Annotated in this window: 17 protein-coding genes and 7 pseudogenes; 13 read left to right on the top strand and 11 right to left on the bottom strand. The window is 64.3% G+C overall.

Going from position 1 to position 23150, the window contains the following annotated elements; translation table 11 throughout:
* Positions 1-174: pseudogene (locus RHBS_RS30085) on the top strand (acyl-ACP desaturase); the annotation flags it as partial.
* Positions 175-235: 61 nt separating this feature from the next.
* Positions 236-939 (top strand): annotated as a pseudogene (locus RHBS_RS31705) (M50 family metallopeptidase).
* A 16-nt stretch (positions 940-955) separates the two neighbouring features.
* Here RHBS_RS31705 and RHBS_RS02765 read toward each other — a convergent pair.
* Complete coding sequence (locus RHBS_RS02765) at positions 956-1438, bottom strand: YdeI/OmpD-associated family protein (protein WP_128644770.1); 483 nt, start codon at positions 1436-1438, stop codon at positions 956-958.
* 129 nt (positions 1439-1567) lie between these two features.
* Between RHBS_RS02765 and RHBS_RS02760 the strand changes: the two genes are divergently transcribed.
* Positions 1568-2530: an SMI1/KNR4 family protein gene (locus RHBS_RS02760; RefSeq protein WP_128644769.1), complete on the top strand. Its 963-nt coding sequence runs from the start codon at positions 1568-1570 to the stop codon at positions 2528-2530.
* An 8-nt stretch (positions 2531-2538) separates the two neighbouring features.
* Here RHBS_RS02760 and RHBS_RS02755 read toward each other — a convergent pair.
* Positions 2539-3943, bottom strand: a pseudogene (locus tag RHBS_RS02755) (GntP family permease).
* A gap of 234 nt (positions 3944-4177) precedes the next feature.
* Between RHBS_RS02755 and RHBS_RS02750 the strand changes: the two are divergent.
* From RHBS_RS02750 to RHBS_RS02730, 5 genes and pseudogenes are all read left to right on the top strand, one after another.
* Positions 4178-5038, top strand: a complete 861-nt coding sequence (locus RHBS_RS02750) for a lysophospholipid acyltransferase family protein (protein WP_374700521.1) — start codon at positions 4178-4180, stop codon at positions 5036-5038.
* A gap of 96 nt (positions 5039-5134) precedes the next feature.
* The gene (locus RHBS_RS02745; protein ID WP_128644767.1) at positions 5135-6118 is read left to right on the top strand and encodes an ATP-binding cassette domain-containing protein; all 984 of its coding nucleotides are present in this window, start codon (positions 5135-5137) and stop codon (positions 6116-6118) included.
* Positions 6115-6870 carry an ABC transporter permease gene (locus tag RHBS_RS02740; RefSeq protein WP_128644766.1) on the top strand — a complete coding sequence of 252 codons (756 nt, stop codon included), beginning with the start codon at positions 6115-6117 and terminating at the stop codon, positions 6868-6870. The genes RHBS_RS02745 and RHBS_RS02740 overlap by 4 nt, the downstream gene beginning before the upstream one ends.
* A gap of 15 nt (positions 6871-6885) precedes the next feature.
* Positions 6886-7622, top strand: a pseudogene (locus RHBS_RS02735) (lysophospholipid acyltransferase family protein).
* Positions 7623-7689: 67 nt separating this feature from the next.
* Positions 7690-8448, top strand: a complete 759-nt coding sequence (locus RHBS_RS02730) for an SDR family oxidoreductase (RefSeq protein ID WP_032396725.1) — start codon at positions 7690-7692, stop codon at positions 8446-8448.
* Positions 8449-8526: 78 nt separating this feature from the next.
* Here RHBS_RS02730 and RHBS_RS02725 read toward each other — a convergent pair whose 3' ends face one another.
* From RHBS_RS02725 to RHBS_RS02715, 3 genes and pseudogenes are all read right to left on the bottom strand, one after another.
* A complete protein-coding gene (locus tag RHBS_RS02725; protein WP_272913838.1) occupies positions 8527-9375 on the bottom strand; it encodes a 3-hydroxybutyryl-CoA dehydrogenase in 849 nt (282 codons plus the stop codon).
* Positions 9376-9380: 5 nt separating this feature from the next.
* Positions 9381-10546, bottom strand: a pseudogene (locus RHBS_RS02720) (acyl-CoA dehydrogenase).
* A gap of 139 nt (positions 10547-10685) precedes the next feature.
* A complete protein-coding gene (locus RHBS_RS02715; RefSeq protein WP_121871343.1) occupies positions 10686-11333 on the bottom strand; it encodes a TetR family transcriptional regulator in 648 nt (215 codons plus the stop codon).
* 116 nt (positions 11334-11449) lie between these two features.
* Between RHBS_RS02715 and RHBS_RS02710 the strand changes: the two genes are divergently transcribed.
* From RHBS_RS02710 to RHBS_RS02700, 3 genes and pseudogenes are all read left to right on the top strand, one after another.
* The gene (locus RHBS_RS02710; RefSeq protein ID WP_128644764.1) at positions 11450-11794 is read left to right on the top strand and encodes a helix-turn-helix transcriptional regulator; all 345 of its coding nucleotides are present in this window, start codon (positions 11450-11452) and stop codon (positions 11792-11794) included.
* Between the two features lie 108 nt (positions 11795-11902).
* A pseudogene (locus RHBS_RS02705) lies at positions 11903-13598 on the top strand (SulP family inorganic anion transporter).
* Positions 13599-13637: 39 nt separating this feature from the next.
* Entirely contained in the window at positions 13638-15056 is a 1419-nt protein-coding gene (locus RHBS_RS02700) for a xylulokinase (protein WP_128644763.1), read from the top strand.
* A gap of 86 nt (positions 15057-15142) precedes the next feature.
* On the opposite strand, the gene RHBS_RS02695 is transcribed toward RHBS_RS02700, so the two are convergent.
* The 3 genes from RHBS_RS02695 to RHBS_RS02690 all read right to left on the bottom strand — a co-directional run bounded on the left by RHBS_RS02695 (position 15143) and on the right by RHBS_RS02690 (position 17611).
* On the bottom strand, positions 15143-16216 hold the full coding sequence (locus tag RHBS_RS02695) for an NAD-dependent epimerase/dehydratase family protein (protein WP_237668952.1): 1074 nt from the start codon (positions 16214-16216) through the stop codon (positions 15143-15145).
* Positions 16217-16355: 139 nt separating this feature from the next.
* Positions 16356-16532: a hypothetical protein gene (locus RHBS_RS28680; protein ID WP_187298337.1), complete on the bottom strand. Its 177-nt coding sequence runs from the start codon at positions 16530-16532 to the stop codon at positions 16356-16358.
* A gap of 185 nt (positions 16533-16717) precedes the next feature.
* Positions 16718-17611 carry a LysR substrate-binding domain-containing protein gene (locus tag RHBS_RS02690; RefSeq protein WP_128644762.1) on the bottom strand — a complete coding sequence of 298 codons (894 nt, stop codon included), beginning with the start codon at positions 17609-17611 and terminating at the stop codon, positions 16718-16720.
* A 151-nt stretch (positions 17612-17762) separates the two neighbouring features.
* On the opposite strand from RHBS_RS02690, the pseudogene RHBS_RS02685 reads away from it, so the two are divergent.
* Positions 17763-19270, top strand: a pseudogene (locus tag RHBS_RS02685) (SulP family inorganic anion transporter).
* Positions 19271-19304: 34 nt separating this feature from the next.
* Positions 19305-19712, top strand: coding sequence for a MerR family transcriptional regulator (locus tag RHBS_RS02680; protein ID WP_128644761.1), 408 nt, complete (start codon positions 19305-19307; stop codon positions 19710-19712).
* A gap of 8 nt (positions 19713-19720) precedes the next feature.
* On the opposite strand, the gene RHBS_RS02675 is transcribed toward RHBS_RS02680, so the two are convergent.
* From RHBS_RS02675 to RHBS_RS02670, 3 genes are all read right to left on the bottom strand, one after another.
* Positions 19721-20272 (bottom strand): lipase family protein, encoded by a 552-nt coding sequence (locus RHBS_RS02675; RefSeq protein ID WP_272913837.1) that lies wholly within the window; start codon positions 20270-20272, stop codon positions 19721-19723.
* 2 nt (positions 20273-20274) lie between these two features.
* Positions 20275-20976 (bottom strand): lipase family protein, encoded by a 702-nt coding sequence (locus RHBS_RS31375; protein ID WP_272913836.1) that lies wholly within the window; start codon positions 20974-20976, stop codon positions 20275-20277.
* 212 nt (positions 20977-21188) lie between these two features.
* Positions 21189-22814, bottom strand: coding sequence for a ribonuclease J (locus RHBS_RS02670; protein WP_128644760.1), 1626 nt, complete (start codon positions 22812-22814; stop codon positions 21189-21191).
* Between the last annotated feature and the right edge of the window lie 336 nt (positions 22815-23150).

Genomic DNA, 23150 nt, shown 5'->3' with positions numbered 1-23150 from the left:
CTGCGCAAGTGGAGCGTCTTCGAGCGCAACGACTTCACCGCACGCGGTGAGAACAAGCGCGAAGAACTCGCCGCGTTCCTCGAAGACCTCGAACGTCAGGCCACCAAGTTCGAGGAGATGCGCGATCGCTCCCTCGCCCGCGAACGCGCGAAGGCCGAAGCACGCGCGTCCTGACCGTCCCAGGTGAACGGAACTTCGTAGTCTGCTACGAAGTTCCGTTCACATAGGGTGTGGTGTGAACGAATTCTGGGACCGCATTTCCGCGGTGAGTCCTGATCCACCGGTGTGGATCGTCCAAGTCGCTGCCCTGGCTGCACTTGTCATAGTCGTGTTGCCGCAGACCTGGCGGATCGCGCGCAACGTCGTGACCATCGCGCACGAAGGCGCTCATCTGTTCGTCGCACTGATCACCGGTCGTCAGTTGATGGGCCTGCGGTTGCATTCGGACACCTCGGGCGTCGCGATCTCCAAGGGCAAGCCCACCGGCCTCGGCGCATCGCGATGACCTTCGCCGGCTACGTGGGGCCGTCGCTGCTCGGTCTGGGTGCCGCGTTCGTGCTCGGAACCCAGCATGCAGTCGCGGTGCTGTGGATCGGCGTGGTGTCGATTGCGTTGATGCTGTTGATGATTCGCAACATCTACGGGCTGCTCTCGCTTGTCGTCGTCGGCGCTGCCCTGTTCGTCGTGTCCTGGTGGGGCACCGGCGAGCAACAGGTCGCTGCGGCGTACTTCATCACGTTCTTCCTGCTGATCGCCGGTCCGCGTCCCGTTCTCGAACTGCAGAAATCACGCAGCGCAGGACGGGCTCGGGACTCCGACGCCGATCAGCTGGCTCGGTTGACCTTCCTTCCCGGCATCGTCTGGGTCGGCCTGTTCCTGCTCGTGACCGTCGGCTCACTGGCGTTGGGGGCGTGGCGGATCCTGATGCCGGTGCAGTGACGAAGGGCCTGGGCCCTCAACTGTCCGGCTGCGGATTCTCCGTCAACATCCCGACCAGTCGCGCTACGCGATCTGCTCGGGTCTGCTCTCGTGCAGCGTTGTCGATCGGCATCAACAACTGACGCCGCTCACTCGGCCGCTTCCGCTCCCACGCGGATGTGCAGTGCGCCGCCTCCATCGCCTCCGCGACGTCCTGCGGCACCGGAACCAGATCGGGGTCGGCCGGCTTGAACTCGCAGGAGAGAGCATCACCGGCGCGGGCACCCAATCGGCGCTGAAGCCCCGCACCGATGTAGACGAACGACCCGGGCATCACATCCGAACCCGCTTTGGTGAGACCGAGATTGAGACTCAGTCCGTCGATCGAGCCGTCGATTCGGCGAGTCGGCCACCGCTCCGCTGCCTCGACCAATCGAGTCGGAACTCGGATGATCGTGTACGTGTTCTTGCCCCACGTCAACGGTTCGAGCACTCCGTCGAATCGAATGCGATCACTCACGATTACCTCGCATCATCGATACGACTGAAGGGGATTTCGCCCATAATCGCAGCATAAACGAGCGGTTGTCTGCGGAATGAAGACTCGCGTCGAACCCCCACGCGGATCGAGACCCGTTAAGTTCGAGTCGTGAACCTCACCGAGGTATGGACTGCGTACATGGCGACACTGCGTGAGCGTGCACCAGTCACCGCTGCCGCGATTCGGCCCCCACGGTCGGTGGACGAGCGCGAGGCTGCGGAACGAGCGACGACTCCGTGGACGGACGAGCTGTGCGAGTTCTACGGACTGCACGACGGTCAGCACGAAACCTCAGGCGAGGAGCATGTTCCGGTCGGATCCGTGCTGCCGGGCTTTACGCTCTACTCGCTCGACCGAGTTGTGGATAGGCACAGGTTCAGCCTCGAAGGCCCGCATTCGATCGACGATCTGGGCGACGATTGGCCGGCCGTCGTTCGAGCCCAGGAGGCCGGCGAGACGGCGGAGATGTTCGTCCCGGCGTATGTTCCGTTCGCCGAAGACGGTGGAGGCGGCCCACTTTACGTCGACACGCGCCCAGGTGCCCGGCAAGGTTGTGTCCGTATGTTCACCTACGAAGGTGCCGACGAGGGCGGACCCTGGTTCGACTCGCTGACCGAGTTCATCGCAGCCCTGTGCCGTAGCGTCGAGACCGGATCGGCGATCTACGACGAGCTGACACCCTCGTTCGAGGACGGCGCGCTCCAGTGGTGCGACCCCGGGTTGCCGGGGGGATCGATGGCACATGCGGTTGCGCTCCCGATTGTTCGAATACCGTTCGCGCTCGTCGACTTTCGCCCATCGCAGCTGTCTGACGACGACGACCTGATCGATCTCGACCATGTCCGCCGCATCGTCATCGAGACTGCTCGGAGGCTGCATCCGTCGGCCATGGTCGAGGACGCCCGAGCGGTGTACCGGCAGGTGCCGCGTGTGCGCGGTGCCAACATGAACTGGTGGGTGTCGATGAATGGGTTGGAGGTGGTCTTCACCGCAATCGTCACCGGAGAGGACCACGACGTCATCGTCCTGGAGCTTCCATCCGGGGGATGCGTCTTCGAAGCCGACGAGTGAGGTCCCCGCTAGAACACCACCCACAGCAGCGACGCGAGTGCGAATATCGCCAGTCCGAGCGTGGTTTCCATGACGGTCCAGGTTTTCAGTGTGGTCTTCTCGTCCATGCCGAAGAAGCGGCTGACGAGCCAGAAGCCGGAGTCGTTGACGTGAGAGAGAACGGTGGCTCCTGCAGCGAGCGCGAAGACGAGCAGCGCGATCTTGAAGTTGCTCAGATCCAGCTCCGCCACCTGCACCGAGATCAGCCCAGCGGTGGTGGTGAGCGCAACGGTGGCCGAACCCTGCGCGACGCGTAGCGCGGTGGCGATCAGGAAGGCCTGCAACAGAATCGGCAGTCCTAGATCGGACAACGAGGAGGTGAGGGACTGCCCGATGCCACTGGCCCGAAGCACACCTCCGAACATGCCGCCAGCACCGGTGATCAGGATGATCGAGCAGATGGGCCCGAGAGCCTGATCCATGTACTTGGCACCGTCGGCCACCGGGAAGCGCCCCGGCGCGAGGATGAACAAAGCCAGGAGCAAGGTGATGAGCAGTGCGATGGGTGTCTGACCGATGAGCGTGAGGGCAGCGGCCCAGGTCTCGTCTCCGGTCAGCACGCCCGAGGTGGTCAGAGTGTTGACCACGGTGTTGAGGGAGATCAGCACCAGAGGCGTCAGCAGAATGAACAGCACCGCGGCGAACTTCGGAGCCGGATTGCGTAGTGCAGCCATCTCCTTGTCGTGCTCCTCCGAGGCGGGTGCTCCGCCGGAGAAGATGTCGGCGGGCAAGGTGTGGAACCGCTTACCGAGCTGGGTACCGACGAGGTACGAGCCGACGAACCAGGAGATGACGGCGACGGGGACGCCGACCAGCAGTACCGATCCGATATCGCCGCCGAGAAGCTCGGTGGCGGCGACGGGACCGGGATGCGGGGGGAACGATGGCGTGCATCGCCGCGAACGCGCCCGCGGTGGGGAGTGCGTACAGCAGCACCGATCCACCGAAACGTTTGGCGACGGTGAAGATGATCGGCAGGAACACGACGAGCCCGGCGTCGAAGAAGATGGGGAAGCCGAAGATGAGTGCGGCGACACCGAGGGCGAGCGGTGCGCGTTTGGCACCGAAGCGGTTGATCAGGGTGTCGGCCAATACTTGTGCGCCACCGGTGATTTCGAGCAGTCGGCCGACCATCACGCCCAAGGCGACGAGTAGGGCAACCGATCCGAGCGTGGAACTGAAGCCCGAGAGCAGGGCCGACGGTACGTCTGTCAGCGGAATTCCCGCCGCGACAGCGGTGACCGCGCTGACCAGGACGAGTGAGACGAAGGCGTGCAGCTTCACCTTCATGATGAGGAACAACAAGATTGCTACGGCTGCGGCTGCGATCAGCAGCAATACAGTCGTTCCGTATGCCGGTTCGATCGGATCCATGGGGGTTACCTCGTTCGTTCGGCTCGAATTTCGACCATATCGGACAGTCTGCAAGCCCCGTGGGGTTACGAGCTCCGGTCGTCGGTCGACTCGGGTGCGGTAGAGTACGGTGCCAGTATGAGTGATGGGGATCACGTAACGGGTGGGGATCGCACTGGAGACTCGCCGGGGGAACCGACGGCGGAACAGTTGCGCGAGCAAGCGCAGCGGTACGCCGCAGCCGCGCGCCTGAAGATGAAGGAGCGACGGGCGAACGCGTCCGGTGGTCTCGGAGCCGTTGTTGCCGAACGCGCAGGCGGCTGGGACCTCGACGATCAGAACACCGTCGCGATGGACCGTCAGCAGCGGCTGTGGAACGGGGTGATGGACCGGTACTTCCGAATGGAGATCGATGGTTGGGAGACCATCCCCGAGTCGCCGGTACTGGTCGTGGGGGTGCATTCGGGTGCGCCGTTCGTGTGGGACGCGTGGACCGTCGGCGCGCAATGGTGGCGACACTTCGGCGAGAAGCGGATTCTGCACGGCACCGCGCACGATGCGCTGATGGCGTTCCCGTTGATCGGCAAAGTCTTTCGATCCATGGGCGTGCTGCCCGCAGCACCGGACTCGATGTCGACGGCACTGGCCGAGGGCCGGGACGTCATCGTGTGGCCGGGCGGTGAGGTCGATTCGTTGCGGCCCTGGAGCAAGCGTGACGAGGCCACCCTCGGTGGTCGAACCGGTTTCATCAAGCTTGCCATTCGGATGGGTGTACCCATCGTGCCGGTGGCGACGGTGGGTGGGGCCGACGCGATGCCGGTACTGATTCGCGGTGACAAGCTGTCGAAAGCGCTGAAGCTGGACAAGATTGCACGGTTGAAGGTGTTTCCCATCGCGATCTCGCTTCCCTGGATCATCGCGCCCGCCGCGCTGCCACAGATTCCGTTGCCCGCCAAGATCCGTACCCGTTTCATGCCGCCGGTCGAACTGGACCACGATCCGGCTCGGTGCGAGGACGGGGCGTACGTCGAAGCCAAATACGACGAGGTGCGCGCGAGCATCCAGTCCGGGATGGACGCCCTCGCCAGCAAGCGAAAGTTTCCCGTCTTCGGCTGATTCCTCGCGGTATCGGCAACGCGGACCGAAGCTGACCGCGATCGTTTCTAGCGTCTCCGTCGTAGGGATTCACCGCTACGACGAGGGGCGTCACACATGATCGAAACATCGGGATTGACCAAGACTTTTCGGCAAGGCAAGAAGACCGTGGAGGCGGTGCGCGGCATCGATCTGACGATCGGTGAGGGAGAACTGGTGGCGCTGCTGGGTCCCAACGGGGCCGGTAAGTCGACCACTCTGCGGATGCTGACCACCCTGCTGTCACCGACGTCGGGCTCGGCCCGCATCGCGGGGTTCGACGTGGGCAAGGACCGGGATCGAGTTCGACGCAGCCTCGGCTACGTGGGGCAGGGGAACGGCGCGGGCCACAATCAGCGCGTCCGGGACGAACTCGTCGTGCAAGGCCTGTGCTACGGCATGACGCGTCCCCGATCGCGCAGTCGCGCAGACGAATTGATCGAGGCGCTCGAACTCGGTGAACTCGCGGGCCGTACGGTCTCGACTCTGTCCGGTGGGCAGCGTCGACGGCTCGACATCGCGCTGGGTTTGGTGCATCGGCCACCCCTGCTGTTTCTCGACGAGCCGACCACCGGCATGGATCCGCAGAGCAGAGCCAATCTGTGGGACCACATTCTGCGGCTCAGACGCGAGATGGGCACCACCATCGTGCTCACCACGCACTATCTCGACGAGGCCGATTCCATGGCCGAGCGGGTGATCGTCGTCGACCGCGGCACCGTCATCGCCGACGACACCGCCACGGCGCTCAAGTCCGAACTGGCAGGCGATCTCGTCGTCCTCACCGTGTCCGACGCGTCGGCGCTGGCTCCGCTCCTGGCCGGGGTTGCCGGTATCAAGGACGTGACGGTTGCGGGTTCGAGGCTGAACATCCGGGTCGAGCGCGCCGAGTCGGTGTTGCCGGAGTTGCTGCGACTCAGTGAGTCTCACGGCATACGGGTGCTCACGGCGGACATGACGAGGCCTACTCTCGACGATGTGTTTCTCGGCCTCACCGGGCGCAGTCTGCGCGAGAGCGCCGCGGCACTCGACAACGCAAACATGGCAGGAGAACTGCGATGAACGTTCTCTCCGGAAGCACGTTGGTGATGGGTCGGGAGCTGCGGCCGATGGTCCGCGATCCGTTCACCGTCATCTTCAGCCTCATTCAACCCCTGATCCTGCTCGCGCTGTTCGGCCCACTGCTCGCCGATGTTCCCGGTCTCGGGGACGGAAGTGTGTGGGACTGGTTCGTTCCCGGTGTGCTCGCGATGATCACCATCTTCGGAACGTCCATGACGGGCTCGAATCTGTTGGCCGAGTTGCAACAGGGGTCTCACGAACGAATGCTGGTGACACCGTTGCCGCGATCGGCGCTGCTCGTCGGGCGTGCGTTCAAGGAAATGGTGCCGCTGGGCGCACAGGCCGTGCTGATCGTTCTGGTGGCATTACCGCTAGGCCTGTCCGTGAATCCGATCGGTGCCGCCGTCGGAATCGTGCTGCTCGGTGTGTTCGGCGTCGGACTCGGTGCACTGTCCTATGCATTGGCTCTGGCTGTGCGCGGGCAGGATTGGGTGTTCTGGTCCATCCAGCAGACCTTGATGTTCCCGCTGCTCATCCTCTCCGGCACGATGCTGCCGCTGACGGCCGCCCCCGGTTGGATGCAGTTCCTGGTGAACATCAACCCCCTCGGATATCTCGTCGACGCCGAACGTGCACTGTTCGCCGGCGACTTCGCGAGTTCGACGGTGACGGCAGGTGTCGTGGCGGCCGCGGCCACTGCGGCGGTCGGACTTGCCGTCGGGATCCGGGCTATGGGTTCGAAGCGGGTGTGAGGCTAAGCTCGCGTCATGGATCGGCCTGCGGTAATTCTCGAAAACGATGTGACCGTGTACGACTTCTACCTGCGACACCAGCAGAATCGTCAGGTCGCGAGGTTGGCGTATGCCACCCTCGCCCGACGCTTCCGCCCGCGGGTGTCGTATCCCGACGGTGCCCGTGAGGAGCTGCGTCGTCTTGTCTACGACAACACGCGTCTGCTCATCGCGGTCAATCATCTGACCGAGAACGATCCGTACACGCTCGCAGCGGCGGCATGGGCGTCGCCGTTGCGTCCGGTCATCGGCCGCACACGGGTATTGGCCAAGGATGAGCTGTTTCAGGAACCGAAGCAGCGCAAGCGAATCGACATGATGGGTGGCATCCCCGTCTTTCGCGGCAAGAATCACGGCATGCGGGCCGTCAGCGCAGCCGGCAGCCGCATGATGGACGTCAGCGCCGAGCGAATGAAGCGGGGCGACGACCTCGCGGTGTTTCCCGAGGGAACCTGCAATCTCGAGGATCCGACGACGGTGCAGCACGTCGCAGCGGTATCGGCCACATCGCGATGCGGGCGCGCAAGCTCGGGGTCGAGCCGGTGCTGATCTGCATCGGTCTGAGCTACGGCCCCGGCGTACCGAAGGTGAAGCAGGCGAGCGTCTACATCGATTCGCCCATCACCGATCTGCCGGAAAAGCCGATCGACTTCACCCGCGTGGTGGCGCAGGGAATGCAGAAGGCACTCGACGGTGCGGTGGCTGCGTACTGACTGCGCTGCCGGGGTTGGTAGAAACAGATGACAGGTAATTCGATTCGGCCATTGTCAGGAGATATTCGTGAGTGATCAGATCAAGACGGCCATAGTCACCGGTAGTGCGCGTGGAATCGGCGCTGCGGTAGCGAAGCGGCTGGCCAAGGACGGTTTCGGAGTCGCCGTTGTGGACCTCGACGAGGCCGCGTGCAGCGACACCGTCGGCGCAATCCAGGCTGCCGGTGGACAGGCAGTGGCCATCGGTGCCAACGTCGCCGACGAGGAATCGGTCCAGACTGCGGTCGATCGCATCGCGAGCGAGTTCGGTGCGCCGACCGTACTGATCAACAACGCCGGCATCACCCGCGACAACCTGCTGTTCAAGATGACGGTGCAGGATTGGGATTCCGTTCTGGGCGTACACCTGCGTGGATCGTTCCTGATGACCCGCGCGGTCCAGAAGCACATGATCGACGCCAAGTGGGGTCGCATCGTCAACCTGTCGAGCACGTCCGCCCTCGGCAACCGCGGCCAGGCCAACTACTCCGCCGCCAAGGCCGGAATGCAGGGCTTCACCAAGACCCTCGCCATCGAACTCGGCAAGTTCGGCGTCACCGCCAACGCCATCGCCCCCGGGTTCATTGAGACGGAGATGACGGCGGCCACCGCAGAACGCGTCGGCATGCCCTTCGAGGACTTCAAAGCCGCTGCGGCGTCGCAGATTCCGGTCAATCGCGTCGGACACCCCGACGACATCGCGCACCTGGCGTCGTTCTTCGTCAGCGAGGGTGCCGGCTTCATCTCGGGCCAGGTCGTCTACGCCGCCGGTGGGCCGAAGGACTGACCTCTCGCGAAGGCGTGAATGGTCCATTCACCGGCCTGACGGGGGTGAATGGACCATTCACGCAGACGCGGGGGACTACTACGAATACGTGTAGAAACCCTTACCGGTTTTGCGACCCAGCATTCCGGCGTCCACCATGCGCTGCAGCAGCGGCGGCGGGGCGTAGTGCGGCTCGCGGAACTCCGCGTAGAGCGACTCGGCCACCGCGAGGGTGACGTCGAGGCCGACGGTGTCGGTCAGACGCAACGGGCCCATGGGGTGTGCGCAACCGTTGACCATGCCCTCGTCGATGTCCTCTGCACTGGCGAAGCCGGACTCGAGCATGCGGATGGCCGAGACCATGTACGGGATGAGCAAGGCATTGACGATGAATCCGGCGCGATCGCCCGCGCGGATCGTCTTCTTGCCCAACGTGTTTCCGGCGTAGTCCGTCACCGCTGCCACGGTCTCTTCGCTGGTGAGCAGGCTGACGACGATCTCCACCAACGGCAGCACCGGCACGGGGTTGAAGAAATGAACTCCGACGACCTTGTCGGGACGCTTCGTCGCGTTGGCCATCTTGATGACCGGAATCGACGAGGTGTTGGTCGCCAGGATTCCCTCGGGCTTGACGATGGAATCGAGCTTGCCGAACAGATCCAGCTTGAGCGATTCGATCTCCGGAGCCGCCTCCACCACCAGATCGCGGTCTGCGAAATCGTTGATGTCGAGCGTCAATGTGATTGCGGCCCTAGCCTTCTCGGCTGCGTCGGCTTCGATGCGGCCGGACTTCACGGCACGCGCGAAGGACTTGTCCAGGCGAGCTTCGGCAGCGTCGGCGGTGGCCTGACTCGTTTCCAGGATCATCACGGAACTGCCGGAGCGAGCACACATCTCGGCGATGCCGGCTCCCATGGTGCCGCCGCCGATGACGCCTACGAGTTCGATGTTGCTCATTTGAGCAGCGCCCGCGACATGACGACACGCTGAATCTGGTTGGTGCCCTCGTAGATCTGGGTGATCTTGGCGTCGCGCATCATGCGCTCGACCGGGAAGTCGGTGGTGTAGCCGGCACCGCCGAAGAGCTGCACGGCGTCGGTGGTGACCTCCATGGCCACGTCCGAGGCGAAGCATTTCGCTGCCGCGGAGATGAATCCCAGGTTCTTCTCGCCGCGCTCGGCGCGGGCCGCGGAGCTGTAGACCATCAGACGTGCGGCTTCGACCTTCATCGCCATGTCGGCGAGCATGAACTGCACAGCCTGGAAGCTCGAGATCGCGTTGCCGAACTGCTTGCGGTCCTTGGTGTATGCGATGGCTGCGTCGAGAGCACCCTGTGCCAGACCGACGGCCTGTGCGCCGATGGTCGGGCGGGTGTGGTCGAGCGTTTCCAGCGCAGTCTTGAAGCCGGTGCCGGGATCGCCGATGATGCGATCGCCGGGGATCTTGCAGTTCTCGAAGTACAGCTCGGTGGTGGGCGAGCCCTTGATGCCGAGCTTCTTCTCCTTCGGGCCGATGCTGAAGCCCTCGTCGTCGATGTGCACGATGAACGAGCTGATGCCGTTGGCACCCTTGTCGGGATCGGTCACGGCCATGACGGTGTACCACTCGGACTTGCCGCCGTTGGTGATCCAACACTTGGCACCGTTGAGGATCCAGTCGTCACCGTCCGCTTGGCACGGGTGCGCATGGCGGCGGCGTCGGATCCTGCTTCACGCTCGGACAGGGCGTACGACGCCATCGCGCCACCGGCGAGGGAGGGCAGGACCTGCTTCTTGAGTTCCTCGGAGCCCTTGAGGATCAGGCCCATCGTGCCGAGCTTGTTGACCGCGGGAATCAGCGAGGATGAACCGCAGACGCGTGCAACCTCCTCGATGACGATGCAGGCAGCGACAGAATCGGCACCCTGGCCGTCGTATTCCTCGGGAACGTGGATGGCGTTGAAGCCCGAGGCGTTCAGCGCTTTGAGTGCTTCCTCGGGGAAGCGGGAGTCCTCGTCGACCTCTTTGGCGTACGGGGCGATCTCCTTCTCCGAGAGCGCCCGAATGGCCGCGCGCAGTTCGTCGTGCTCTTCGGGCGATTGATACAGATCGAAGTCGGGATTTCCGGCCATGTCGGCCACGCTCCTCGGTATGTCGGGGGTAGCACTGCCCACAGAGGGCACTCAGTGCCAAGGATTGCCCCAGTGTACGTCCGAATTCGGACCGATTCAAGACCGGGTCTCGGGCATCCGGCACTCAGTGCCACTCGGGCCGGGTCAGTCAGGCGCTTGTGTGATCAGCCAACGCGTCGACGACTTTGGTGACGGACGTGCCCCGGGGGAACGACGCGACGACGATCTCACCGAAGAACTGCGCGCGGACTTGCGCGAGTGCCGAACGCAGATCCTCGACGGACGTCGGCAGGCCGTCGCGAATCATCCGACGAAGGATGTAGTTGTGCGTCGCGGTCACCGTGGCCGAGAACTGCAGGATCTCCAGGTGAGGGTGATCGGGCAGAACGCGCTGCAGATACTCGACGAAGAGTCTGTCGTAGCGAAACACGGTGACGATTTCTCGGTCACGCAGCGCGGGGATCTTGTGGACCACCTGGTAGCGCAGGCGTGACATCTCGTGCCACTCGGAAAACCGCTCGTACACCAACTGCGCGGCATCGCACACGGCTCGCCACGGATCGCCCTCGTTCGATTCGAGAAACGCGCCGGCCTGCTCGAGCAGAATTTCGTGATCGGCGAAGACCACGTCTTCCTTGGCGCGGAACTGACGAAAGAATGTCCGACGCGAGATTCCGGCGGCACCGGCGATGTCGTCCACCGTCGTCGACTCGTAGCCCTTGACGGAGAACAGGTCGAGGGCAGCGGTGGCCACGGTGAGCCTGAAGTCGGTGGATTCTTCGGGTTCTCCGCGCATGGGAGTGAAGGTAGCCGAGTTTCGGGACGGGCAGGGAGGTCGTCCTCTTTCGTCCGTTGATTGCTAGTGTTCGCAAGTAGCCTGCTGCGCGGCGGCGGGTGCCACGGGAGGACTTCATGGCCACGGATCAGAGCCGGCCGCTGTACAGAATGAAAGCCGACTTCTTCAAGACACTTGCACATCCCGCGCGCATTCGGGTGCTGGAGTTGCTGAGCGAGCGCGAGCATGCCGTGTCCGAGCTGCTTCCGGAGATCGGCATCGAGCCGGCCAATCTGTCTCAGCAGTTGTCCATCCTGCGGCGTGCCGGTCTCATCGAAGGCACTCGGGAAGGCCTGTCGGTGTCCTACACGTTGACGTCGCCGAAGGTGGCCGACCTGTTGCTCGTCGCGCGGGAAATACTCACGGGAGTGGTGGCCAACCAGGCCGAGCTGCTGGAAGGCGAGTCCGGGGCGCGCACCTGACCCGACGGCTTCGAATGGTCTGTCTCACGTCGCTGTTCACCTGATTCATTACTTGCTAAACTTAGCAATCAGCTGGATCAGGATCGATGAGTTCTCAGAGAGCGTCACATGTCCGAACCGACGAAACCCGACCGTAAGACCGACGCCTCGAGTGCTGTGACAGCGCTCCTGCCCAGGTGGAGCGAGTGGAAACCCGCCTTCCGCGCGCCCGGTGCGGATCTGCTGGCCGGTTTGATCGTGGCCCTTGTCGCGTTGCCTCTGGCGCTCGGCTTCGGGGTCAGCACTGGATTGGGTGCTGCGGCCGGCCTGACCACGGCGATCATTGCCGGCGTCGTCGCCGCGGTATTCGGTGGGTCACGGTTCCAGGTGTCCGGTCCGACCGGTGCCATGACGGTGGTGCTCGTGCCGATCGTCGCCGAGTACGGGCCGACCGGCGTACTCGCCGTCGGGCTGATGGCCGGAGTCATCCTGCTCGCACTCGCCGCCGCCGGAGTCGGTCGAGCCGTCCGGTACATGCCGGCACCCGTCATCGAAGGGTTCACCGCCGGCATCGCCGTCGTCATTGCGCTGCAACAGGTTCCGTCGGCCCTGGGTATCACCGACGCGAGGGCGAAAAGGTGTGGCAATCCGCGTTCGACGCGGTCCGCTCGTTCGTCTCGCACGCGAGCGTTCTGACGCCCACCGTGGCCGTCACGGTCGCGATCGTGATGCTCGTCGGCGGCCGCCTGGCTCCGAAAATCCCGTTCTCCCTGGTTGCGGTCGCCGGAGCAACGGTGATCACCCAACTGTTCGACCTCGACATCGCCCGCATCGGCACAATTCCGTCGTCGCTCTCCGCGCCGAGCCTGAGCTTCTTCCACCTCGGTGACGTGACGGCGTTGTTGGCACCGGCGTTCGCCGTCGCTGCACTCGCGGCCCTGGAATCGTTGCTGTCCGCGACCGCGGCGGACTCGATGGGCGTCGGCGCGCGGCACAACCCCGACCGTGAACTGTTCGGGCAAGGGCTGGCGAACATCGCCGCACCGTTGTTCGGCGGGATCCCCGCCACCGGTGCCATCGCCCGCACTGCCGTCAACGTTCGATCAGGGGCGCGGACGAGGCTTGCAGCGCTCACCCATGCCGTGATCCTCGCCGCCATCATGTACTCCGCCGCGGGCTTGGTGGCCGACATTCCACTCGCGGCGCTGGCCGGGGTACTCCTGGCAACGACGGTGCGCATGGTCGAAACCGCGTCGATTCGAGCGATCACTCGTGCGGGCCGCGGCGACGCCGTGGTGATGGTGGCGACCTTCCTCGTCACGGTCGTCTTCGATTTGGTGACGGCGGTGGCGGTCGGCGTCGGGTTCGCTGCGGTGCTGGCCCTGCGGGCTGTCGCGCGATCCGCCAGGGTCGAGCAGGTTCCTCTGGACGCACTCGACGCGGTCTCGACGGAAGAAGAAGCTTGCTGCGCGAGCACATCGTCGCCTACCGAATCGACGGAGCGTTGTTCTTCGGAGCCGCGCACAGCTTTCTGCTCGAGCTCGCCGACGTGTCGGATGTGAAAGTGGTGATCCTGCGCATGTCGCGAGTGACCACGATCGACGCCACCGGAGCCATCGTCCTCAAGGACACGATCACCGCACTCGAACACCGCCATATCACCGTCCTCATCTCTGCGGCCAAACCCGAACACCTGCGGCCGCTGACGGCGTTGGGTGTGTTCACCACCAAGGACGACGAGGCGCGCCGTGTTTTCGAGACCACGCCGCAGGCCATCGCCTACGCACGCACCGTCGTGACCGAGGCAGCCGAACCCCGCGGGTAGGGTCCAAGTCACACTTGCGTAGGAAAGGACCGGCTCATCGTGGCTCTCGTTGCAGGAATCGACTCCTCCACCCAATCGTGCAAAGTATTCGTTCGTGATGCCGAATCGGGAGAGCTGGTGCGCCAGGGGCGAGCTGCTCATCCCGACGGCACCGAGATCGACCCGCAGCGTTGGAAGGACGCGCTCGACGAGGCGGTGGCAGCAGCAGGCGGACTCGACGACGTGGACGCGGTGTCGGTCGGTGCGCAGCAGCACGGCATGGTGTGCCTCGACGACGCAGGATCAGTGGTTCGTAAAGCCCTGCTGTGGAACGACACTCGGTCGGCGCAGGCCGCGACGGACCTGGTGTCCGAGTTGGGGAAGAACACCGGCGTCGACGGCGGGCAGGCCTGGGCTGACGCCGTCGGAGTGGTTCCGCTGGCCTCGATCACGGTCGCGAAGCTGCGATGGCTCGCCGACCACGAGCCGGAGAACGCCGATCGCACTGCGGCCGTGTGTCTTCCGCACGATTGGCTCAGCTGGCAACTCGGCGGCGCGTCCGGGCTGGATTCGCTGGCCACCGATCGGGGCGACGCCAGTGGCACCGGGTACTTCTCCGCCGCCTCGAACGAGTATCGAACCGACCTGTTGCAGTTCGGTTTTCGGGGGCGCAACCCGCAGCTTCCGCGGGTCGCCGCGCCGAACGAGGCCATCGGCCGATTGCGCAGCGGTGGACTGATCGGACCGGGTACCGGAGACAACGCCGCCGCGGCCCTGGCCCTCGATGCCCAGCCCGGTGACGTGGTGGTCTCGGTGGGCACTTCCGGCGTCGTATCGGCTGTGACATCGGTTGCAGCAAAAGATGGTTCGGGCCTGGTCGCCGGATTCGCCGACGCCACCGGCAGGCAGTTGCCGTTGGTGTGCACCCTCAACGCTGCCCGAGTGCTCGATGCGACGGCGCGTCTACTGGGCGTCGACCATGACGAACTGTCTCGATTGGCGCTGTCGACGACCAGCGAGGGATTGGTGTTGGTGCCGTACCTCGAGGGTGAGCGCACCCCCAACCGTCCCGATGCATCCGGCGCGATTCACGGCCTGCGACTGAACAATTCGACGCCGGGTCACCTGGCCCGCGCGGCAATCGAGGGTCTGCTGTGTGGCTTGGCCGACGGCATCGATCACCTGCGTGCACAGGGTGTGGAGACGAAACGGGTGCTTCTCATCGGCGGCGGCGCAAAATCCGCAGCGTTGCGTGCATTGGCTCCGGCGATTCTCGGAGTGCCGGTGACCGTGCCCGAGCCGGGTGAATATGTCGCCGACGGTGCCGCGCGTCAGGCCGCGTGGACGCTGGCCGGCACCAGTGAGCCGCCGACCTGGGCTCAGGCACCGTCGCAGACGTACGAGGCAGACCCGACCCCGGCGGTGCGGGAACGCTACGCCGAGGTGCGGGATCTGACCGAGGGCGCCTCCCCCATGTGAGCGAAACTTCGTAGCCCACTACGAGCCAGGAGTGGAGCCTGCGGAACGACCCAATGCTCAGTCGCTCACATGCGGCGCAGCCGCTCTCAGGGAATCAGGCGCGCGTCTCGGTAGCGCTGAATCACCGAGGCAATGGCATCCGGAGTGGATCGGAAGCCCAGGAACCCGGCCTTCTTGGACTTGTTCATGTCGGTCAGGCATTCCATGTCGCGGCCGAGGTCACCGTCGGTGTGCCACCACGACGCCAGACGGGAGACGTCGCTTTCGACCAGATCGTGCTTCTCGGCGATGCGCTTCCACGCGGCGGCCGCGTCGGACATGCGGGGGTTCGAGGGGACGCGGCTCGGTGTCGAAGCCCTCGGGCTCGACCCCGAAGTGCGCGGCGAACTGCGGCCACAGCCAGCGCCAGCGGAAGACGTCTCCGTTGGCGATGTTGAACGCCTGGTTGTGTGCGTTCTCGTCGGTTGCTGCCCAGACCATCTGCTCGGCGAGCAGGTCGCGTCGGTGAGGTCGGTGAGCCCGTTCCACTGCATCTCGGAGCCGGGGAAGACGAACTTCTCGCCGAGTTCCTTGCAGATCGACGCGTACACGGACAGCGTCAACATCATGTTCATCGCGTTGCCGACCGCGAAGCCGGAGATGGTGTGCGCGCGGTGCACGCTCCAGCCGAATCCGAACTTCTCGGCACCGGCGAACAGTTCGTCTTCCTGCGCGTAGTAGAAGTTGGGGGTGTCGAGGCGATCCTCGGTTTCGTGGAACGGCGTCTCGGCCATCACTGCCTCGCCGTAGGCATCGAACGGACCGAGGTAGTGCTTGAGTCCGGTCATCAGCGCGACGTGCTTCACCGAGTCGAGGGGTCCGAGCACGTTCAGCACGTTGCGCAGGGTCGCCGAGTTGACCTCGATGTTCTCCTGCTCCGAGTCCTTCTTCATCCAGGCGGTGAAGAACACGACCTCGGGGCGGACGTCGTTCAGAGCCTTCTCGAGCGAGTTCACGTCGAGCAGATCCGCGGCCACGGGGATGACGCCGTCGACGGGGACACTGCCGCTGCGACTCAGTCCGTAGGTGGTCCAGCCGGCATCGAGTGCGGCGCGGCACAGGGCCTGCCCGGAAATACCGGTGGCACCGACGATCAGCGCGCGCGTGTTGTTCGTAGTCATTCGACCCGACTACCCACTGGAGCCGATGCAACACGTGACGCGTCTCGCAGAGAGCGTCGATGTCCTGACAATCGCCGCTGGGATTGCCGCGTTGGGTGCCTGTCGGACCGCGATCGAGGGGTGGGCTTTCGTCAACGCTTCATCGACGGGTCTTGCCGTGTCGAATCAACACGGCGATGCCCAGTCCGATCAGGGTCAGGATCAGTGGTGCGACTATCGCCATGTTCGAGCCGATCGCAGTGAACAAAACGAACGCCGCGAGCGCCGCGAGAAAGTACACAGCAGCGAAACGCGGTGTCCAGAAAACGGTATGCATGCGGTCCTCCTGGGTCGGAAGCTGGATGCAGCAGCGCCGGTGGTCTTTCAGGCGCACGGGTAAATCATAAGGGTAGGTAACGATTGTTCGCCATCAGCACCACGCGTGATCGTTGGCCGGGAACGGCGTCGCCGCCACCAACCATGGGGCGGGCCTTCGAGGCTTACAGCTCGATCAGCGTCGCATCACGCCCACTCACGTGTCGGTAGAACATCGGACATGAAGCGATGCAGTGCCGGGTTGTCGTTGTCCACCCGCCAGGCGGCGTCGAGTTCCACGGGCCGTTCCCTCACGGTCCGAACCGGCCGGAACACAACACCTTCCGGACGCATGGTCGACGCGGACTCCGGTACCAATGCCAGTCCGATGCCGGAGCGAACGAGCACCAGCATCGTGTGCACCTGGGTCACGTACTGCACGTAACGCGGGGTCACGCCGACGATGGTGAAGGTGCTGATCAGCAGCTCGTGGAAGTAGCGGGCGTCGACGGGGGAGTACATGATGGTCGGCTGCTCGTCGAAGTCCTCCACCGACAGTTCGTCCTTCTCGGCCAGCGAATGAGTGTCGGGCATCGCTGCGATCAAGGATTCGTGCAGCACCGGCCGCGATGCGATTCCCGGTCGCTTGAGCGGCGGCCTGGCCAGGGCAAGATCGAGATCGCCGACGGCCAAGGACTCCATTTGCACGGCCGAGACCATCTCGCGCAGAACGAGTTTCACATCCGGGAGCTTCGCGCGTGCAGTGTCGAGCAACTGCGGCAGCACCGCATGGGCCGATGCGCCGGTGAATCCGACGACCACGGTCCCCAGGTCGCCGGTGGGGACTCGTCGCACAGTCAGTAGTGCGCCCTCGGCGAGGTCGAGAATGCGTCGAGCCTCGGGAAGGAAGGCCAGGCCGGCCGCAGTCAGGGTGACCGATCTGCTCGTCCGGTCGATCAGCTGTACGCCGACTTCGCTTTCGAGCTGTTGAATCTGTCTGCTCAAGGGCGGCTGGGTCATGTGCAGCCGCTCGGCGGCGCGTCCGAAGTGCAGCTCCTCGGCGACGGCGATGAAGCAGGACAGCCTGTTGAGCGAAAACATCGATTGATTCCTTGCATCGCGCGGGGAGTTTCGGCGTGCCTTTGCGTATAAAACTAGCGTACGAGCCCGATCCCGACGATTGGTAACCTTCCCTCCGGTAAGAGTAGAGTTCCCGCGCAGCACCCCCTTGCACCCATCGAATGGAGCCGTCGTGTCTCGAGCTGCCCAGGTGCCTGCCACCTCCATCGAAGACGTCTCGGTGCTCGGTGCGTTGCGCTCACCGAAGCGACTCAAGACCGAAGTGCTCGCAGGCCTGGTCGTGGCACTGGCGCTCATTCCGGAAGCCATTTCGTTCTCGATCATCGCCGGGGTGGATCCGCGCGTCGGGCTGTTCGCGTCGTTCACGATGGCGGTCACGATCTCCATCGTCGGTGGCCGTCCCGCGATGATATCCGCTGCGACCGGTGCCATCGCGCTGGTCGTAGCCCCGCTGGCACGGGATTACGGCCTCGATTACCTCATCGCAGCCGTGATCCTCGGCGGAATCCTGCAGGTCCTGCTCAGCGTCCTCGGCGTCGCCAAACTGATGCGGTTCATCCCACGCAGCGTCATGGTCGGGTTCGTCAACGCACTGGCGATTCTGATCTTCTCCTCGCAGATCCCGTACCTGATCGGTGTGCCGTGGTTGGTCTACCCGATGGTCGCCGTGGGCCTGGCCATCATGTTCTTCCTGCCCAAGCTCACCACCATCGTGCCGGCACCACTGATCGCGATCGTGATACTGACCGGCGTCACACTCGTCTTCGCGCTGGCCGTGCCCGACGTCGGCGACGAAGGTGAACTGCCGTCCTCGCTGCCGTCGTTCCTGATCCCGGATGTGCCGTTCACCTTCGACACGTTGTCGATCGTCGCGCCGTTCGCGCTTGCCATCGCGTTGGTGGGTCTACTCGAATCACTGATGACGGCCAAGCTCGTCGACGACATCACCGATTCGCATTCCAACAAGACCCGCGAGGCTGGGGCCAGGGAGTGGCCAACCTTGTCACCGGGTTCACCGGCGGCATGGGCGGTTGCGCGATGATCGGCCAGACCATGATCAACGTCAAGGTCTCCGGTGCGCGCACTCGGATCTCGACGTTCCTCGCCGGCGTCTTCCTGCTGATTCTGGTGGTCGGCCTCGGCGACATCGTCGCGCTGATTCCGATGGCCGCGCTCGTCGCCGTCATGATCATGGTGTCCATCGGAACCTTCGACTGGCACAGCATCAACCCGAAGACGTTGCGGCGCATGCCCAAGAGCGAAACCCTCGTGATGGTCGCGACCGTGGCAGTCACCGTGATCACCCACAACCTCGCATACGGCGTGCTCGTCGGAGTGATCACCGCGATGGTGCTGTTCGCCAGGCGGGTTGCGCACCTGACCGAGGTGATCGATGTGGCTCATCCCGACGAGGACACCCGCGTCTACGCAGTGAAGGGCGAGCTGTTCTTCGCGTCGAGCAACGACCTGATCTATCAGTTCGACTACGTGGGAGATCCGAAGAACGTCGTCATCGACATGTCGGAGTCGCACATCTGGGACGCGTCGACCGTCGCGACCCTCGACGCCATCACCACCAAGTACGCCGCAAAGGGCAAGACGGTCGAGATCGTGGGTCTGAATGCGCCGTCCATCGAGCGGCACGATCGCCTCAGCGGAAACCTGGGTGCCGATCACTGACTAGGGTGGACGCTCGGGCGAAGAGAGGTGGCACATGGCGGACGACGGCATGCACATGCAGATCGGGCAGGTAGCTCAGCGAACCGAGTTGTCGATTCGCACGGTTCGTCACTACGACGATGTCGGTCTGGTCACGCCCTCTGCTCGGACCGTCGGCGGCTTCCGGCTATACACCGAGTCCGACGTCGAACGCCTGCTCGTCATTCGCCGGATGAAGCCACTCGACTTCACGTTGGCCGAAATGAAACAGCTACTGGAATCTCTCGACATTCTCGGAGACGAGAACGCGACCGACGAGGCCAGGTCGTCGGCCGCGGCCTTCGTTCGTGAATGTCACACCAAGGCCGAGGACAGCTGCCGCACGTTGCGGCGGCAGCTCGCCTACGCAGAGGAGCTCACCGAGGTGTTGTCGACTCGCGGAGCAGCAGCCCGGAGCGAATAGGTTCGGCTCTAGCGGCCGAAGCTACTGCATCCGGGTTCAACCGGAATTCCCGCGAGGCGGTCGTCCAACCACGCGAACGCACCGGGAGCTCCGCTGCCGGCAACGATGCTGTGCTCACCCAGGTATTCCTCGAGGCGGACGTCGGCTCCGCGTGAACACCACTTGTCGAACACGGCCTCGGGACCTTCCTTCGGAATCCAGAACTCCTGCTGTCCGTGATACAGGAACACCGGTGCCGTCGGGGTTCCGCTGTCTCCCAATCGATTCTGATCAGCAACCGCGAGCGCCAGCGGCGAATTGAAAGCATCGGGAGTGATGGACAGAGACTCGATGCGGATCGGAGCAACGACTCCGAACGGTGCAATCCCGATGATGCACAGGTCCTTCGACGCCTGTGCGAGCCGCCACCCGTCGTCGTTGTAAAGCGACAGCATCTCCGGGTACTCGCGCGCAACGCCCATCGCTGCCGCGAGGAACACCGCCGACGCCGCGTTGCCGTTCATGGACTGACGTAGCAGCGCGAAGTCGGTGGGCGTTCCGCCGAACGCTGCGCCGACGATGTTCAGTTCGGGGGCATAGGCCGGAGCTCCTGCACGGCCCAGCCCGATGCGATCGCCCCGCCCGAGTAGCCCGTAATGCCCAGGGGCGCAGTCGGATCGAGGCCGACCGCAGCGGTCGTGACCGCGCCGCGCAGACCGTCGAGTACGGCGTGCGCTGCCATCGGTCCGACGGCGTACGCATGGCGTGGCCCCTGATGGTCGGTGACGACGACGGCGTAGCCCCGCGCCAGAAGCAGCTGCACGGGTGCCACTTCCGGAGCGATGCCGCGTTGCATGGTCCACGATGGCTCACACGTGGCGCCGAGCGAATCGATGGCCATGTTGTATGCAACAACAGGGCGCGGACCGGGCGAGGTCCAGGGCGCGGTCGGGACGATGACGCTGGTGACGATGGCAGCGGGGCGGTCCTTCGCGTCGGTCGAGGCGACCAGCAGTTGGGTGGTGGTGACCGGGGTGACAAGTGGTCCGACGGTGACGCTGCGGGTCCGTAGAACTGTTCCGGGAGCGGCTGTTTCGTATCCGGGCGGCGGAACGACCCACGGATCGTCGAGCGGTGTCGCGGCGATCGATTCGGCGGTGCGCGGCGGATTCTGGAAATCGCCGAGTGGATCGGCACCCGCCGACCATTGCCCGCCCGACACCACCAGTGAAACCGCAGCGACCACCGCCGCACACCGACGGCCGAACTTCGCGTACTTCCCCATCGAGACCCCCCGGTCGAAGCTCCGGATCGTTACCGGAGCTTTCCAAATGACTCTAGGGGCCGGAATCATCTGCGGGGGCCGAACGCAAAATTTGCTCGGATCGGGCGGGGCTGGCGACCCGGTACGACAAGCTGGCCTTGGCGTACCGGGCAGGAGCCGTTCTGCGCGCGGCTTTCTTGTGGTCACCCACCTCGCCACTGAGAAGACGTGCTTTAGCCGTCCACGACCACCGGGACGATGAGGGGCTGACGGCCCAGGGTCTGCTTGGCCCACCGGGCCGATTCCTGCACGATGCGCTTCTCGATGTTTTCGCGAGAGGCAACCTTGACGTCGCTCTCGCGCGTGAGGGTCTTGCCGATCGCCTTGGCCAGTGAGTCGAAAGCGTTGGCCTCGTGGGCGAATCCGCGCCCGATGAAGTCGACGTCGTCGACGAGCAGACCGGTGTCGGGGTCCACGATCGCGATGACGGTCAGGACGCCCTCGTTGGCGAGCAGGCGTCGATCGGCCAGCGAATCCTCGGTCACACCACCGACGGAACTGCCGTCGACGTAGATCAGCTCGATGGGGACGGAGCCGGTGATCTGCGCAACGCCGTCGAACAGGTCGATGACGCTCCCGTTCTCGGCGATCAACACGCGATCGCGGGGAACGCCGGTCCTGATCGCAAGATCGGCATTGGCGCGCAGGTGTCGCGACTCGCCGTGTACGGGAAGCACATTCGCGGGTTCGAGGATGTTGTAGCAGTAGACCAACTCGCCGGCGCTCGCGTGCCCGGAGACGTGCACCTTGGCATTTCCCTTGTGCACCACGCGTGCACCCTTGTCCACGAGGCCGTTGATGACGCGGTAGATCGCATTCTCGTTTCCGGGAATGAGGCTGCTGGCCATCAGTACGGTGTCGCCGTCGCCTACCTTGATCTGATGCTCACCCGACGCCATCCGCGACAGCGCGGCGAGTGGCTCGCCCTGCGATCCGGTGCAGATCAAGGTGATCTTGTGTGCCGGAAGTCGGTTGAGCTTGGGTAGATCGACCACGAGTCCGTCGGGCACATCGAGGTAGTTCAGATCGGTCGCAATCTTCATGTTGCGCACCATCGATCGCCCGACGAATGCAACTTTGCGGCCTTGCGCATGCGCGGCGTCGAGGACCTGCTGGATGCGGTGTACGTGACTGGCGAAGCTCGAGACGATCACCCGTCCCGAGGTTTCGCGGAATACCTTCTCGATGGCCGGGACCAGATCGCGTTCGGAGACCATGAACCCGGGAACCTCGGCATTGGTCGAGTCGACCAGGAGTAGATCGAGCCCTTCCTCGCCGAGGCGTGCGAAGCTGCGGAGGTCGGTGATCCGACCATCGAGCGGGAACTGGTCCATCTTGAAGTCGCCGGTGTGCAGCACCAGCCCGGCGTCGGTGCGAATGGCGATGGCGAGACCGTCGGGAATCGAGTGGTTGACGGCAATGAACTCGAGCTCGAACGGGCCCTCTTGACGGGTTTGCCCCGCCTCGACCTCGATCAGCTTTGTCGAGACCTTGAACTCCTCGAATTTGGCAGCCAGGAAGTGCAGTGTCAGCCGCGACGAGATGACGGGGATGTCGCCCCGTTCGCGAAGCAGATAGGGGACACCGCCGATGTGGTCCTCGTGTCCGTGGGTGAGGACGATCGCGACGACGTCGTCGAGGCGATCTCGGATGCAACTCCAGTCGGGGAGGATGACGTCGACACCGGGCTGATGTTCCTCGGGGAAGAGCACACCGCAGTCGACGATGAGCAGTTTTCCGTCGAACTCGAAGACGGTCATGTTCCGGCCGATCTCGCCGAGACCGCCGGTCGCGATCACGCGAAGGTGCCCTGCCGAAAGCGCGGAAGAGGATCGCTTTCTCGGTGCGGCGGGGGATCTGCGGTTGCGTGGTGATCTCGACATGCCTCTTACGCTACGGGGGGCCTCCGACCTGGTGTCGACCCCGGTCCGAAGACTGTTGATTTGCATCAACTCTACTATTGCGTAAGAGTAGGGATCAGTTTCCAGTCAGTTCCTCCCCCGCCGATGTGTGCGGGACGCGTGAGATGCCCATCGGGCTCCACGAACAAAGCCTTCGGGCGCAGCGATGCGTCCACCCCATGGATGAGAGCGGCCGTTCGTCGGCACGTCTGCGTCCATCGATCACGAATGGAG

The sequence above is a fragment of the Rhodococcus sp. BS-15 genome (genome assembly GCF_000813105.1).
Lineage (GTDB): Bacteria > Actinomycetota > Actinomycetes > Mycobacteriales > Mycobacteriaceae > Rhodococcoides.
Note: the sequence above shows the minus strand (reverse complement) of the source record. Positions and strands in the feature narration are given on the sequence as shown.